This is a genomic window from Fibrobacter sp. UBA2449, from assembly GCF_002342555.1.
Taxonomy (GTDB): domain Bacteria; phylum Fibrobacterota; class Fibrobacteria; order Fibrobacterales; family Fibrobacteraceae; genus Fibrobacter.
The window spans coordinates 93,765-108,093 of record NZ_DDQF01000004.1 but is presented as its reverse complement, the minus strand read 5'-3'; the positions used below and the strand labels follow the sequence as shown (position 1 = coordinate 108,093).

Sequence of the window (14,329 nt, the reverse complement as noted above, 5' to 3'; positions counted from 1 at the left end):
TATACCATCCGCGGGGTAAAGGTGATGCTCGATGCCGATTTGGCAGAAATTTACGGGTATAGCACCGGAGCCTTTAATCAGCAGGTGAAAAACAACATTGAAAAATTTGACGATGATTTCCGGTTTCAGATAACACAAACGGAATTTTCCGGTTTGATATCAAAATTTTTGATATCAAACCGAGGCGGAACAAGAAAAATGCCTTACGCCTTTACCGAGCAAGGCATCTACATGCTCATGACGGTTCTCAAGGGCGATTTGGCAATTCAGCAAAGAAGCGTCAAGATATTCAGTTCTTTCTATCAGTTTCATCTTTCGGCCCTCATAAATTCTATTTCCCAAAAATTAAAATATCTAAAAATTGGGAAATAGATTAAAGGCAGACCGGTTCTTTTCATTCAAAAAAGTCAAAAATGTCACCCCCACTTGACATTTCACAAGGAATTTCGCAAGGCTTTTCTATATTAAAGATTTGTTTTAGGTCTTTATAACGAGACGAGTTGAATTATGCCCGATAAATTCACGAAATGGGTTGCCTGCTGGGGCAACGCGACCTCTATCACAGACCGTAAGGAAGCGACCTACGCGAAAGACTTGACGCTCCGCTACCCGATACGCGCATGCTTTTCGGGCAACAAGCTGCGGTTCCATTTTTCGAATCTCACCGGCACAGAACCCGTGACGATATCTGAGGCGTATGTCGCGCATTCCGCGCAGTCCTCGTCGCATTCCCCGGCAACCTCGACGCAGTCTATAAACGGCGCGCAGTCCACTGCCAGCGAAACAAGTGCCACGCAGTTCGAGTACGCGCCTACAGCAATTACGTTCGGCGGCCGTACCTCTGGCACTATCCCCGCGGGCAAAGAGATCTTGAGCGACGAAATCGCATTCGACGTGACCGCGGGCGAAATGTTCGATGTGAGCCTCTACTTCGCGGACTTCACGCAGATGAACGCGGGTACGGCAATCACGGGCCCGCTTTCGGGCGGCAAGTACAGCTACGGCAACTTCGCAAAATCTGCCACGCTCCCCGACGATCTCACGCGCAAAACGAACTGGATTTATTTCCTGAACACCATCGACATTTTCACCGAAGAAAAGAACTTTGCGTTAGTGTGTTTTGGCGATTCCATCACGGCGCAGGACTGGCCCGATTACCTCACGCTGCGTTGCGCACGCGAGGGGTTCAACAACGTGGCGATTATCCGTCGCGCGGTGAGCGGCACGCGCATCTTGCGCGAATACAGCTGCATCACCTACGCGGCATACGGACTCAAGGGTGCCACACGTTTCCCCATCGAAATGAACGTGGCAGGCGCACGCGCTGTCATCGTGCAGCACGGCATCAACGATATCATCCACCCGGTCGGTGTCGAAGTCAACAAGTTCCGCCCTTGGAGCGACATGCCCACGGCCGACGACCTCATCAACGGCGTGCGCACGCTCTACATCATGCACGCCCGCAAGCTCGGGCTCAAAATCTACAGCGGCACGCTGCTGCCGATTTACGGTTGGCGCACCTACAACGAGAACCGCGATATCATCCGCGTGGCATTCAATCAGTGGCTCCGCACCGCACCCGATTTCGACGGCTGCGTGGACTTCGACGCGGCCGTTCGTGGCCACGACAACCCGAAAGCTTTCAGCAGCGGTTTTGACTCGGGCGATCACTTGCACCCGAGCGCCAAGGCGTACGAGGCCATGGCCGAATGCGTCCCCGAAGAACTGCTCAGATAAACTATCTATATTTTCCGCATGCAGCCCTACATCCACCAGTTCGCCGATTTCCTGAGACTCCATCTCAACTCGATAGCCATCGGCCTCGTCGCGACACTGCTCATCATTTACGGCGGCCACATCAACGGCTACTTCAAAAAGATTACGAGGAGCCTCCCCTTCCTCGGGCGCTTCGCCCTGTTCGTCGTGCTCTGCAGCGCAGGCTACGCATTCATGTCGTCGCAGCTGGTGCGGCTCCTTAAAATGTTCCTGTACGGCCAGGCGGACCTTCCCCTGATCGGCATTATCGCAGCCGCGTTCATCGTGCTCGCATTCTGTGCCCGCAGCGGCAAGGACATCTAAGGCACGGCCCTCCGCCCCGAAACTAGAGTCTCGACTTTATTAGTTTGTACAAATCGCTGAATACTTCTTCGGGGCTGCGGTCGGCATCGATTGCGGCGACACATTCCGGATACTCGCGCGCCGCGGCCAGGTATCCCTGGCGCACCCGTTCGAAAAAGTCGGCCTTTTCCTGTTCGAGCCTGTCGGGTGCCTCGCCCCGCTTCGCGGTGCGCGCGCGGCTCCGTTCGACAGTCAGATCGAGCACCACGGTGAGTTCCGGGAAGCAGGTTCCGCAGGTCAGTTCCGTAAGCTTCTGCACCATGCCGGCGCCGAGCCCGCGGGCATAGCCCTGGTAGGCGAACGTGCTCCACGCGAAACGGTCGGCAATCACAATCTTCCCCGCATCGAGCGCAGGCTGTATAATCTCGTGAATTACCTGGGCACGCGCCGCATTGTAAAGCAGCAGCTCGGTCTTGTCGCCCATGACGCCCTTGAACGACGCGTCCAGGAGAATCTCGCGCACGCGTTCCGAAATCTTCGCGCCGCCGGGTTCGCGCAACTTCACGACGGAATTGCCTTCCGCCGTAAGCTTTTCGATAAGCATGTCGATCTGGGTCGACTTTCCCGACCCGTCGATACCTTCCAGGCTAAAGAAGCGCTTCGCCGTCTGCATAGGCAGCCGTATTACTCGAGGTCCTTGCCGTGGCACTTCTTGTACTTGAGGCCGGAACCGCACCAGCACGGATCGTTGCGTCCGAGCTTCGGTCCCTGCTGCTGCGCGCGCTTCCTTGCGGCGGCGAGCACGGCGGGGTTCGTATAGGTACGGCGCACCGTCGGGCGTGTGCCCGGCAGAGCGGACTGCGGCATCGGCTGGCTACCCTGCTGCTCTTCCGAAATCGCGTTGCTCTCGGAGTGCGCGGCGGCACCCGCGAGGCCTGCGGCCTGGGCGCCATCGGCACTCAGCTGTTCGGCGCCGTTTTCCTGGGTAGACTCGCCGGCGGCGTTCCCAGCTTCCTCGGCGGCCTTCTTCTCGGCGTCGATCTGTTCCTGGCTCTTGAGCTGCAGCTGGTCCGGAGAAACAGTCATGCCGTTCGGGAGCGTGATGCGGATGTTCAAGATACGGAGCGCCGTGAGCGTCGCGATCTTCTCGAGGCAGCCCTCGAACATCTTGTAGCCCTCGTTCTTGTAGACCATCAGCGGGTCCTTCTGGGCGTATCCGTGGAAGCGGATGGCGTCCTTCAGCTGGTCCATGGCGTAGAGGTGTTCCTTCCACACCTGGTCGATGGTCATGAGCAAGAAGCGGCGTTCGATGTTGCGGAAGTCCGCATCCGGGATAATCTTCGTGAGCTTGTCGTAGCGCGCCTTGCAGAGCGCGATGATTTCGTCGAGCACCTGTTCGGGCGTGCGCTTTGTCGCTTCCTCGAACGTAAGGCTGTATTCCATGCCGAGCGTGCGCTGGAGATCGGTATGCAGGCCTTCCAGGTTCCAGTTCTCGGGGTAGCTCTTCGCCGGGATATAGCCCGAGACCTTGATGTCGCAGGCATCCTCGATGCGGTTCATGATTTCGTCGCGGATGTCCTCGCCGTTCAGGATGCGGCGGCGGAGCCCGTAAATCACCTTGCGCTGCTCGTTCATCACGTTATCGTAGTCGAGCAAGTGCTTACGGATATCGAAGCTCTGGCTCTCGACGCGGCGCTGTGCGCTACGGATGGAGCGGCTCACGATGGGGTGCGTAATCACCTCGTCCTCGCCCACGCCAAAGCGGCTCATCAGGTTCTTCACGCTGTCGCCGCCGAAAATGCGCATCAGGTTGTCGTCGAGGCTGAGGAAGTACTGGCTCGAACCCGGGTCGCCCTGACGGCCGGAACGGCCGCGCAGCTGGTTGTCGATACGGCGGGATTCGTGACGTTCGGTGCCAAGCACATGCAAACCGCCGAGTTCCGTCACTCCGGGGCCAAGCGCAATGTCGGTACCACGACCGGCCATGTTGGTTGCAATCGTCACCTTGCCCGCGTGGCCCGCGTACTGGATGATTTCGGCTTCGCGGCTGTGGTTCTTCGCGTTCAGCACCTCGTGCGGAATGCCTTCCTTTTCCAGGAGGCCGTGGAGGTGTTCGGACTTCTCGATGGAAGCCGTACCCACGAGGAGCGGCTGGCCCTTCTCGTGGCGCGTCTTGATTTCTGCGACAATCGCCTTCCACTTGGCATCTTCCGACTTGTAGACCAGGTCCTGTTCGTCCTTGCGGATGCAGGGCTTGTTGGTCGGGATGACCCAGGTGTTCATGTTGTAAATCTTGATGAATTCCGTCGCTTCGGTTTCGGCCGTACCGGTCATGCCCGAAAGCTTCTTGTACATGCGGAAGTAGTTCTGGAACGTGATGGTCGCAAGCGTCTGGTTCTCGCGGCGGATCTGCACCTTTTCCTTGGCCTCGATGGCCTGGTGCATGCCGTTACTGTAGCGGCGGCCTTCCATGAGGCGGCCCGTATTCTCGTCCACGATCACGATCTCGCCGTCGCGCACGATGTAGTCCACGTCCTTCTCGTAGAGGTGCCATGCACGGAGCGCCTGGTCGAGGAAGTGCACCCAGTCGGCATGTTCGCCGTAGAGGTTCGTAATCTGCATCAGGCTCTCGACATGGTTCACGCCCTTCTCGGTGAGCTGGATGTTCTTGTCCTTCTCGTCGACGGAGAAATCCTTGTTCTTCACGAGCTTCTGCGCAATCTCGTTGGCCTTCGCATACTTGTCGGTCGCATCTTCGGCAGGGCCGCTGATGATGAGCGGAGTACGGGCTTCGTCAATCAAGATGGAGTCCACTTCGTCGACGATGCAGAAGTTAAGTTCGCGCTGCACCAGCTGGGACGGGTCTACCGCCATGTTGTCGCGCAGATAGTCGAAGCCGAACTCGTTGTTGGTACCGTAGGTCACGTCGCTGTTATAGCTAATGCGGCGCTGTTCGGAATCGAGCCCGTTCACGATAAGGCCCACGGTGAGCCCGAGGAACTTGTACACGAGGCCCATCTGCTTCGCATCACGGCCGGCGAGGTAGTCGTTCACCGTCACCACGTGCACGCCGTGGCCGCCGAGGCCGTTCAGGTAGACGGGGAGGGCGGCAGCGAGGGTCTTACCTTCACCGGTCGCCATTTCGGCAATCGCACCCTCGTGAAGCACGAGGCCACCGATCATCTGCACGTCGAAGGGCATCATGCGGAACGGCTTCACCGACTCGGGGTAGAGTTCGCGCACCTTCGCGTAGAGGGCGGCGGGCAGGTAGACTTCCCATTCGTTCTTGCCGCTAGCAAGTTCGGCCTTGGCCGTTTCCACCGCGCCCTGGAGTTCAGGACCGAGGCGGCTGAAGTCGAAACCGAATTCGGGCTTGAAGATGTTGAAGATACCCAAGCGGCGGTCGCAGGCTTCCTGGCACACGGCGAAGGCTTCGACCTTGATGTCCTCGAGGGAGGCGCCGTTGTTGAGTTTCTCGCGGAATTCCGCGCTCTTCGCAGCGAGCGCCGCATCGTCCAGCGCCTCGAGGGCGGCACGCGCCTCGTGAATCTTGGCAATGACCGGACGGAGTTGCTTTACCTTGCGTTCGTGGGGAGTCCCGAAAACCTTGTGAAGTACGGTATCTACTATGCTCATCGTATTCCTTTATAACGGCCACAGGCACACCTGTAGCCACAATTAAAAATTACGGACACAATTTAGCATAATTCATGCCAGCGTGTCAGCGTTTATATCTGAAACAACAGTGAAAATAGTGAAAGGGGCCGCGCGCAACGCACAGCCCCTCCCAAGGAGTAAAAACTGGATTACTTTGCGAGTTTCTTCGTGGCTTCCTTGCGGAACTCGTCCATGATCTTGTCGATGGCGAGGTTGTAGGCCTTCACGGAACGGTCGTCACGCAGGTCCACGTAGTTGTGGTGGATCTTCGCGGATTCGCTACCTTCGATCTGCTTCCAGCCGCGGTCGGTGAAGAGCACCTTTTCGCCGTTCTTGTCGATCATCGCGACATTCACGAGCACGATCGGGGTCACGTTGCTCGTAATCTTGGTCATCATGCCGGTTTCGTAGTAGAAGTAAAATTCTGCAACAGCGATGGCGTCGACACCGAGGGACTGGCACATCTTGCCGAGGGCGCGGTGGACAGGGGCTTCGATGCGTTCGCCGTTCACCCAGGTATAGCCTTCGGGCACGACCTTGTCGAAGGAAAGTTCATACATGCCTCTTGCGGGCACGCGGCGCTTGCCGTCGCGGGGAGCAACCTTGTTCGCAAAGTCCTCGACCTTGCCCCAGGTATCCTTGTTCTCGAAGAAGGCCTTCACCTCTTCGTTGTCGAGCACAGTCTCGAACGGAATCACGCTCCAGCCTTCGATGCCGTTGAGCGCCTGGAAAAGGGCGTTCGCGCCGTGGGTGGCGATGTTCACCTGCGGCTCGTTGATCATCTCGACATTGTCCTTGATAATGTTGCCGACGACGGAAAGGAGGTTTTCCTTGTTGCCCTTCACGGATTCGATATCTTCGTAATCTTCGCTACCGGTAACGCTCAGGATGGCGACCTTTTTCACGTTGTCGATGTCGGGTTTCTTGACGTTCACGCCTGCGCAGGAGCAAAGCAGGAACACGAAAGAGCATAATGCAATGATCTTTTTCATTTTTGTTCTCCTCAGTTGATACAAACTTCGTAGCAGACGTTGGACTTCATCCAGACACCTTTTTTGCCCGCTATGTTTTGTATCAGGTTTGGCACAAATCTAGCAAATAAACTACGCAGTCAACACACTGTGTGGTATAATTTTGTTTACAAAAATAAAAATAAGTTCGCTTTTTTGTTGCAAAAAGCGAACTTATTAAAATTATAACAAAGTATTAAGTATTTTAGTACAACCTTTATTTGTACTCGAAAATCTTGGATTCCTTGGCCACCTCGCCGCTCAGCATGGTGACCTTGATATCAACCTTCGTCGACTTGCCGCGGCGCACCTGCAGCTTGGTGCTGTAGCCAAGGCCGCTCTCGGACGGAATCATCTTGAGCTCGCACGGCTTGCCGTTGACGCTCGCTTCCACGGACTTTATCTGCGACGGGTCGTTGTTCACGACCTTCACCACGTCGAACTCGAGTTCCGGATAGACCGCGGCACCCTGCGAGACCTTCTTCTTGAAGACGGCCTTGTTGCCGTTTCGCAACTGGATTTTCACTCCCGTCTTCGGGAAGCACTTGAGTTCGCGCTCGATTACGCCGACGGAACTGTCCTCGTTTTCAGGAACAATGCGGTAGGTGTTGACGCCGGGAAGCAGCGGGAAGCTCGCGGCGATATCCCTTTCGAGCATGAGGTCCCTCAGGAGGCTGTCGCCGACGTACACGCGCAACTTGCCGTCATTTCCGTTGAAGCCCGTAGTCGCATAGAGAGCCTCGCACTTGTGCTCGTCGTACCGCATGAACTTGATGCGGCGATCGACCCTGTAGACAAACGAGATATTGCCGCACTCGAACGTATTCTTCTCCACGGAGCAGGTCATGCGGAACTTCTTCTCGCCAAAGGCGCCGTCCGCCCAGCTCGGGGTGAAGCGCAACGTCTGGCCGCTAGATTCGAACGTCTCGGAACCGAGCGAGACCGTCACGCCGGGAGAGCAGAGAGCCTCGATGGTGACCGTATTCGTCGAGATGACGGGAGGCACGGAATAGAGGCGGCACTTGTACTGGAGCCTCAGGTCCTCGTTCCTCTTCTCGATCTTCGCGTCGATTTCCCTTGCGCTCGCCTGGATATCCTCGACCGACTTCGCGGTGTCGTCCACGGCGGCACTGAGCGTCTTGATGAAGTCTAGGTCGCCCGCGTTCTTGGCCTCGACTACAACGGGAGCCTGCCCCTTGCGGAAGGCCACGTACTGCTGCGCCTTCACGGAAATTTCCTTGCCGTCCTCTTCCATCACCATCTCGCCGGTGTTGAGGGCGCCGTAGGGGAGGCCGCCTTCCGTAACGCCGATGACACCGTCCGTACCGCGGATCGATGCAGTCGCCGTACCGGTCCTGAACCTGAACTTGCTCTGCGGCCCCTTCTGCTTCTGGGCGTCAAACCGGAGCATGCCCTTCTTGACTTCCACCTCGGAGACCTGCGAATCCTTGATCATCAGAATCTGCGAGAACTCGACCAGCGCGTTCTCCTCGATGGAGATAGTACTGCCGTCGGGCATCGAAATCAGCACGCCCGATTCAATTTCCGTCTGGATGACATCCTTTTCCTGGACCTTCGCACCCACGCGGAGACTGGCCCAGTCCCCTTTTCCCTTTTTCTTGAACGAGACGTCCCCAAGAACAGAACGCACCTTGCCACTCTGGGGAGCGGCCAGCGAGAGCGTGACACCCAAAATCACCCATAGCGTTAAGCTTCTCAACATTGATACAGCCTCTCGGGATAAGACAACAACTACGCCCATAGGGCGCAACACACGCTATAAATATAATCACTATTTTCCGAAAAGGCTCGCGATATAATATTCCAAGGCAATATATTTGGGGTATCCGCGGGCTAGAACACGCGGACAACCGCGTTCAGCGACATCGTGTAGCGGGCGTCGCCGCCACGAACCAGGGCGAAGTCCAGGGGGTAGAGTTCGAGGCCGAACCGCCCGCCCGAAGTGCGCCAGGCGACCCCGAGGTTCGAGCGGAACATGAACGATTCGAAGTCGTAGTCGTTGTTGTCTTCCTCCATCCTGTAGAGACCGTAGACCGGCTCGCCGTCCGCATCGTAAAGATCCTCCTCGACGCGCCACGAGAAATACAGACCGCTGACCGTCCCTTCCTCCCAGTGCAGCAGGAACATGAAGTTGGCGATCAGGTTGAACCCGTAAGCAAGGGGGGCGTCGAAATTCACCAGCAGCCCTTCGGATAGTTCGTCGAAGTCGTACTCCGCGCAGTCGCAGCACATCGAATGGCTTGTCGCGACCTCGATCATGGTGCCCACGCCCAGGTAGGGGGTCAGCGGCTTCACCAGCGAAAGCGACCAGCCGATGGACGTAGAAGACTCGAGCCAGCCGCCAAGCAGGGGGCCCGTCTTGACATCGAAGGTTTTCCAGGATATGCCGGACGCCGAGGCAGCCGACACGAGAATGAAGATGATAGCTCCTAACTTTTTCATATAATGGTAGCTCCTAACTTTTGATATTGGAAAATATACAACTATCACACTCAAACTAGCGCATTTATTTGTAACGAAATAAAAAAAACAAGCGCTTTTTTTTGCTTTTTCGCATCATATGAAACATTCCCCTTCATATAGATTTTTGTTGATAACATGTTTATAATTTAAAGGGCGCCTAAATGCGCAATTTCCAAACCTCACAAGTTATCCACATGAGCAAATGACGTTTCACGTGAAACATCCCCAAAAACAGGCGCCTATCCCCAACTTTATCCACGTCCATCATATGTTTTCAGACCATACATCGAAATTTAGTTAATAGAATGTTTACAATTATATCAACATCCGAAAATGACGACCCTATGAAATAAGCCCCGACGAAGAGGCCGTCGAGGCAAATTTTTCTGCCGGGCAATCCGCGCGGCAGGAGTTTCACGTGAAACTAGCGCCTAGAATTTCACAACTTTCGGAGCCGCCGTAAAGCTGTAGAACGTAGCGGTCGCGTCCTTGAAGTAGAGCGTCTCGGTGTTGTCATCGTCGGGGGAGTACATCGACTTGAGCTCGGGGTAGTGTTCGAGCATGTCGACCTTCGGTTCGCGGCGGTCGTCGCGGACGAGCGTACCGGCAACGCGGACCCACTCGTTACCGGCGGCGTTCATCGCGCAGATTTCGACCTTGCCGTTCTTCTGGATCTGCTTGGAGCAGTCCTTCGACTTGCCGGTCTGGATGTAGAGCTTGCCCTCGAAAATGTTGGCGGTACCGAACGGGCGGACGCGCGGCTGGTCGCCGTCGGTCGTCGCGAGGAAATACGCACCGCATGCCTTGAGAAATTTTACGACTTCTTCCATAAGATGTTCCTTTTTTTTGAAAAAATTCAATACTTGTTTGCTAAAATATAGATTATTATACCCACATACCAATGCCTACCGGCAAGTTAAACAATATATGGAAATAAGGACTCTTCGTCCGTACCAGATAGCCCACCCTGACATTGAATATGTCGATGATTGTCCCGATACAGAGCGAAAAGCCGTAATCAAAGCCAGTCTCGTTAATGTAGCCCAGTTCTGGACCTAGGGAAAACTTGAACGAGATGCCCCTTTCGTAGAAATATAGGATATTTGGCTGCAGCAGGAAGTTGAACCCGTCCGCAAAAAACGCATGCGTCCCAATAGTCCACAACCAAATGTGACTTGGTATAAAACTGGAATCATCACCTTTAATGTATATATAATTCCAATCACCAAAAACCCAATCTGCTCCAAAAGCGAAACCTGTGCCGCCTCCCAGGTACATATTCCAAGGAACCAATTCCCGAAAAAAAGTTTTTCCAGAGTTCTGCTGCACCCTAGTGGAATCCTGCGCTACATTGGGGGCCTGTTCCTCGTTGGCAAATGAGATGCCCGCCATCACGAGTACCATTAGAAAGGGTAAAAATAAACGATAAAACTTCATTTTTTTCAAGACGCTTTCGCCATCACTTCTCGATAAATTTTCAACATCTGTTCACCGAAACAGCAGAAGATGACCTTCTTGACTTTCTGCGCCGGGAATTCGCGGACGCTCTTTACCGCAATCTCGGTAGCGGCCTCCCAGGGGTAGCCATAAACTCCACAAGAAATAGCGGGGAAGGCGACCGTCTCGCAGCCGTTCTGTTCGGCCAGATCGAGGCAGCTTTTGTAGCAGGATTCCAGCAGTTCGGGTTCGCCGTGCAGGCCATCCCGGTAGATGGGACCCGGAGTATGGATAACGAACTTTGCCGGGAGCCTGAAGCCGGGGGTGATTTTCGCCTTGCCCGTCTCGCAACCGTTCAGGGGAATGCACGCCTTCAAAAGATCCGGACCTGCCGCCCGGTGGATTGCGCCGTCCACACCGCCGCCACCCAGCAGCGAACAGTTCGCCGCATTCACGATGGCATCCACCGCAAGCTTGGTGATGTCGCCCTGGATAATCTCGATTTCTACCATATTGGCCTCCTATATATAATATACCTAATTATACCACATGATAAGCAGTACCGTTATGAAAATGGCCGCAATGAGGGAACACACGGGAACCTCCCTGAAATAGTCCTGTCGGCAATATATAAACTTCTAGAGTCAAATAATGTCATCCGTCATTTTCTTGCGAAAAATTCCATGAAATTATATATATTATCTGCAGGAGAACATTTTGGGGTTATCATGAGATTTTACAACATTGCATTCATTTTGCTGGCGACTGCACCGCTGTCGTTCGCCCAACTATTGCCACAGAAACAAGCCGAAGATTTGCCGAAAATCGACCGCGCCATGATATTCAAGGTGGACAATAGCGACAAGGCCGAGGCTTCGGATTCGAGCTCCAGGAAAATCAATCCCTCCATAAAAGAGCAAGAAAAAGGAAATTACTTGAAAAATTCACTCATTTGGACGGGGCTCTGCGTCACGGGCGCAGCCCTCTCGGCAGCATTCGGTGGACACGGCCCCATCTGGTGCGACCCAAATTCACCAGCAAGGTTCTAAAAATGTATTTGTGGATTAATGCGGATTTTTTTGAATCACCTCATTGTTTCACGTGAAACCAAAAATTGGTTTCACGTGAAACAAGTAGCGCCCAACATAAATCTTTTATTATATTTCCTCATATGAAAAAACTCATTCTTATTCTCGCCACTCTGGCATTATTCACCCAGTCTTTTGCTGACTGCATCCATACAGTTTTTGAATATGAACAGGCAACAATCGCTGGTTACGACAAGAGCTTTGACGGCCTGCTATTTGACAGCATGTATGTAGACAAAGGCACTGCCAATACCAGGGGGAACTCCATCTATATCCTGAAGTACTATCGGACCGGCGATAAAGTCGACAGCGCCTACGAAGCGAATCTCCGCAATGGGGAATGGCAATACAAGACTACCATAAATCCTGACTCGGTAGTTTACGATATCGACCATGTAGAAAATAACTGGACCATTATGGGATCGGCAAATGGAGTGAGCGACACAATAAGTATCTACTTTGACGGGGACTCCCTGGCAATTACCAGCACCGACGAAGCCGGTAAGTACACTAATATATATGTCATGGGAAATGATACCCTCTTCAGGCGTTCTGAAAGCGAAATTATCGTCAACGACGAGAAGGACACCAACACCTGCTATGTGAAGGATAGTCGCGACGACTACGTGACCACCTGGTACCGTTACGATACTGAAGTTAAAAATGACAGGGTCATTGTTAGCAAGACTTATATCGAAGATGGGCTAGACCACAAGGTGATGACTTACTTCATGTTCCGTCGAAAAGCAGGAACCGATGCAATCCTCCGCAAGGTTCGTCCGGCAGTCAATTACAAAAATGCAAGACACTTCGACCTACTCGGTCGCCCCGCCCAGGGAAAATACACTGTAGAATTTTTGAAGTAAGTTCACAGCATCTCAACATCTATCAAAAAGTTATTAACGGATATTTTAAAAAAGTGAAAGGGCGCCGATGTCAGCGTTCTCTTTTTTTTGTGAGATATACTAAATTGTGTGGGTACAAAAAAGTTTCACGTGGAACCAAAATCGTCAAAGATTTTGGTTCCACGTGAAACATTGTTTATCGAAGATCCCCGCCTGCGCGGGGATGACGTTAGGAAAAATTGAGTTACAAAACAAACATAGAGCAGCAGAATCTCTTGAACAAGTTCCTGAAGGAGCATGTTCACTTCGAGTTGTCCAATGAGCAAATGGACAAGCTCTATGGCTTTGCCGACCTGGTGGTGGAGACCAAGCAGTTCGGCAACCTGATTTCGGCGAAGGATTCCGAGAAATTCTTGAGCCGCCACATCGCCGACTCGCTCGTTCCCTATATATATATAGACGAAAGACGAAAGACGAAAGACGAAAGATTATTTGAAGAGAAAGACGAAAGAGGTACCCTATCGTCTATCGTCTACCAGCGAAGCGATCTTTCGTCTAAGACATGGGCTGATATGGGTGCTGGTGCAGGCTGTCCGGTTTTCCCGCTCGCCATCGCGATGCCCTGGGTGCAGTTCTATGCGGTGGAGCCCCGCCACATGCGCGTGGAGTTCATGAACTACGCGAAGGAAAAACTCGGACTCAAGAACCTGACCGTGGTGGGCAAGCGCTTCGAGACTTCGGGCCTTGCCGACCTGGACTTCATCAGCTGCCGCGCCCTATCGACTTTCGAAAACGACTGGGAACGTGCGCAGCCCGCCCTCAAGAAGGGTGGACTCTTCGTCACTCTAAAAAGTTTCAATAGCATTTCACACCTGGAAAACGACCCGGCAGTCAACATCTGGAAATACAAGCTGCCGAACGAAGAACAGGATTACGCCTTAGTCACTCGAGGTAATAAATGAGTAAAGTGATAGCAGTATGCAACCAGAAGGGCGGCGTGGGCAAGACCACGACGGCCGTGAACCTGGCTGCAAGTTTTGCCGCTCTCGAAAAGAAGACACTCCTTATCGACATGGACCCGCAGGGTAACGCCTCGCAGGGTCTCGGCTTTACCGAATCGCAGGAGATGGACATCCACGAAATTTTGGATATGGCCGAAAACCCGGACAACATGACTCTCGAAAACATCATGCCGGCCGTCTCGGATACATCGCTGGATTTCTTGAAAGTCATCACTTCGGGACCGGATCTCGCTGTCATGGAAATTGAACTCGTGAACGCCATGAGCCGCGAACACAGGCTCGAACGCGTCCTCAACGTGCTCAAGAACCAGTTCGAATTCATCATCATCGATGCTCCCCCGAGCCTGAACCTCCTTACGCTGAACGTGCTCACGGCCGCGACCAGCGTGCTCATTCCGGTGCAGTGCGAATACTACGCCCTGCAGGGCATGACCGAACTTTTCAAGACCATCCGCGAGGTGCAGAAGAACCTGAACGGCAACCTCAAAATCGAAGGCGCCCTCCTCACGATGTTCGACAACCGCGTGAGCCTCTCCAAGCAGGTGGCCGAAGAAGTGCGCGAAAACCTCTCCGACACGGTTTTCCAGACGATGATCCCGAGAAACGTCCGACTGAGCGAGGCGCCCAGCCATGGCAAGCCGGTTATCCTGTACGATGTGCAGAGCACGGGCTCGCAGGCCTACATGAAGCTCGCAGAGGAAATCCTGAACAAGGGCAAGTAAAACCTA

At 53.8% G+C, this 14,329-nt stretch carries 14 protein-coding genes and 1 pseudogene; 7 read left to right on the top strand and 8 right to left on the bottom strand.

Annotation, left to right across the window (positions count from 1 at the left end; translation table 11 throughout):
* The 3 genes and pseudogenes from B4B27_RS01510 to B4B27_RS01500 all read left to right on the top strand — a co-directional run.
* Positions 1-309: pseudogene (locus B4B27_RS01510) on the top strand (ORF6N domain-containing protein); the annotation flags it as partial.
* A 198-nt stretch (positions 310-507) separates the two neighbouring features.
* Positions 508-1,737: a GDSL-type esterase/lipase family protein gene (locus tag B4B27_RS01505; RefSeq protein ID WP_290722978.1), complete on the top strand. Its 1,230-nt coding sequence runs from the start codon at positions 508-510 to the stop codon at positions 1,735-1,737.
* Positions 1,738-1,755: 18 nt separating this feature from the next.
* Positions 1,756-2,079 carry a DUF3392 family protein gene (locus tag B4B27_RS01500; protein WP_290722976.1) on the top strand — a complete coding sequence of 108 codons (324 nt, stop codon included), beginning with the start codon at positions 1,756-1,758 and terminating at the stop codon, positions 2,077-2,079.
* Between the two features lie 22 nt (positions 2,080-2,101).
* Here the strand turns inward: B4B27_RS01500 and tmk are convergent, their stop codons facing one another.
* The 8 genes from tmk to B4B27_RS01460 all read right to left on the bottom strand — a co-directional run bounded on the left by tmk (position 2,102) and on the right by B4B27_RS01460 (position 11,158).
* A complete protein-coding gene (gene tmk, locus B4B27_RS01495) occupies positions 2,102-2,731 on the bottom strand; it encodes a dTMP kinase (RefSeq protein WP_290722974.1) in 630 nt (209 codons plus the stop codon).
* Between the two features lie 11 nt (positions 2,732-2,742).
* The gene (gene secA / locus B4B27_RS01490) at positions 2,743-5,694 is read right to left on the bottom strand and encodes a preprotein translocase subunit SecA (protein ID WP_290722971.1); all 2,952 of its coding nucleotides are present in this window, start codon (positions 5,692-5,694) and stop codon (positions 2,743-2,745) included.
* A 170-nt stretch (positions 5,695-5,864) separates the two neighbouring features.
* On the bottom strand, positions 5,865-6,707 hold the full coding sequence (locus B4B27_RS01485; protein WP_290722969.1) for a hypothetical protein: 843 nt from the start codon (positions 6,705-6,707) through the stop codon (positions 5,865-5,867).
* A 235-nt stretch (positions 6,708-6,942) separates the two neighbouring features.
* Entirely contained in the window at positions 6,943-8,448 is a 1,506-nt protein-coding gene (locus B4B27_RS01480; RefSeq protein ID WP_290722967.1) for a FecR family protein, read from the bottom strand.
* A 131-nt stretch (positions 8,449-8,579) separates the two neighbouring features.
* Positions 8,580-9,188 carry a hypothetical protein gene (locus tag B4B27_RS01475; RefSeq protein WP_290722965.1) on the bottom strand — a complete coding sequence of 203 codons (609 nt, stop codon included), beginning with the start codon at positions 9,186-9,188 and terminating at the stop codon, positions 8,580-8,582.
* Positions 9,189-9,640: 452 nt separating this feature from the next.
* Complete coding sequence (locus B4B27_RS01470) at positions 9,641-10,039, bottom strand: pyridoxamine 5'-phosphate oxidase family protein (protein ID WP_290722963.1); 399 nt, start codon at positions 10,037-10,039, stop codon at positions 9,641-9,643.
* Positions 10,040-10,094: 55 nt separating this feature from the next.
* On the bottom strand, positions 10,095-10,655 hold the full coding sequence (locus B4B27_RS01465) for a hypothetical protein (protein ID WP_290722961.1): 561 nt from the start codon (positions 10,653-10,655) through the stop codon (positions 10,095-10,097).
* Positions 10,652-11,158: an O-acetyl-ADP-ribose deacetylase gene (locus B4B27_RS01460; RefSeq protein ID WP_290722959.1), complete on the bottom strand. Its 507-nt coding sequence runs from the start codon at positions 11,156-11,158 to the stop codon at positions 10,652-10,654. The genes B4B27_RS01465 and B4B27_RS01460 overlap by 4 nt, the downstream gene beginning before the upstream one ends.
* A gap of 216 nt (positions 11,159-11,374) precedes the next feature.
* On the opposite strand from B4B27_RS01460, the gene B4B27_RS01455 reads away from it, so the two are divergent.
* From B4B27_RS01455 to B4B27_RS01440, 4 genes are all read left to right on the top strand, one after another.
* Positions 11,375-11,695, top strand: coding sequence for a hypothetical protein (locus tag B4B27_RS01455; protein WP_290722957.1), 321 nt, complete (start codon positions 11,375-11,377; stop codon positions 11,693-11,695).
* A gap of 263 nt (positions 11,696-11,958) precedes the next feature.
* Positions 11,959-12,600: a hypothetical protein gene (locus B4B27_RS01450; protein ID WP_290722955.1), complete on the top strand. Its 642-nt coding sequence runs from the start codon at positions 11,959-11,961 to the stop codon at positions 12,598-12,600.
* A gap of 218 nt (positions 12,601-12,818) precedes the next feature.
* Complete coding sequence (locus B4B27_RS01445) at positions 12,819-13,541, top strand: 16S rRNA (guanine(527)-N(7))-methyltransferase RsmG (protein ID WP_290722953.1); 723 nt, start codon at positions 12,819-12,821, stop codon at positions 13,539-13,541.
* Complete coding sequence (locus B4B27_RS01440) at positions 13,538-14,323, top strand: ParA family protein (RefSeq protein ID WP_173366526.1); 786 nt, start codon at positions 13,538-13,540, stop codon at positions 14,321-14,323. The genes B4B27_RS01445 and B4B27_RS01440 overlap by 4 nt, the downstream gene beginning before the upstream one ends.
* The last annotated feature ends 6 nt before the right edge of the window (positions 14,324-14,329 follow it).

Bases quoted from the DNA above. Each gene is read 5' to 3' on its own strand.
- tmk (WP_290722974.1), bottom strand. From the start codon at position 2,731: ATGCAGACGGCGAAGCGCTTCTTTAGCCTGGAAGGTATCGACGGGTCG.
- B4B27_RS01475 (WP_290722965.1), bottom strand. From the start codon at position 9,188: ATGAAAAAGTTAGGAGCTATCATCTTCATTCTCGTGTCGGCTGCCTCG.
- secA (WP_290722971.1), bottom strand. From the start codon at position 5,694: ATGAGCATAGTAGATACCGTACTTCACAAGGTTTTCGGGACTCCCCAC.
- B4B27_RS01500 (WP_290722976.1), top strand. From the start codon at position 1,756: ATGCAGCCCTACATCCACCAGTTCGCCGATTTCCTGAGACTCCATCTC.
- B4B27_RS01440 (WP_173366526.1), top strand. From the start codon at position 13,538: ATGAGTAAAGTGATAGCAGTATGCAACCAGAAGGGCGGCGTGGGCAAG.
- B4B27_RS01505 (WP_290722978.1), top strand. From the start codon at position 508: ATGCCCGATAAATTCACGAAATGGGTTGCCTGCTGGGGCAACGCGACC.
- B4B27_RS01450 (WP_290722955.1), top strand. From the start codon at position 11,959: ATGTATGTAGACAAAGGCACTGCCAATACCAGGGGGAACTCCATCTAT.
- B4B27_RS01485 (WP_290722969.1), bottom strand. From the start codon at position 6,707: ATGAAAAAGATCATTGCATTATGCTCTTTCGTGTTCCTGCTTTGCTCC.
- B4B27_RS01470 (WP_290722963.1), bottom strand. From the start codon at position 10,039: ATGGAAGAAGTCGTAAAATTTCTCAAGGCATGCGGTGCGTATTTCCTC.
- B4B27_RS01480 (WP_290722967.1), bottom strand. From the start codon at position 8,448: ATGTTGAGAAGCTTAACGCTATGGGTGATTTTGGGTGTCACGCTCTCG.
- B4B27_RS01455 (WP_290722957.1), top strand. From the start codon at position 11,375: ATGAGATTTTACAACATTGCATTCATTTTGCTGGCGACTGCACCGCTG.
- B4B27_RS01460 (WP_290722959.1), bottom strand. From the start codon at position 11,158: ATGGTAGAAATCGAGATTATCCAGGGCGACATCACCAAGCTTGCGGTG.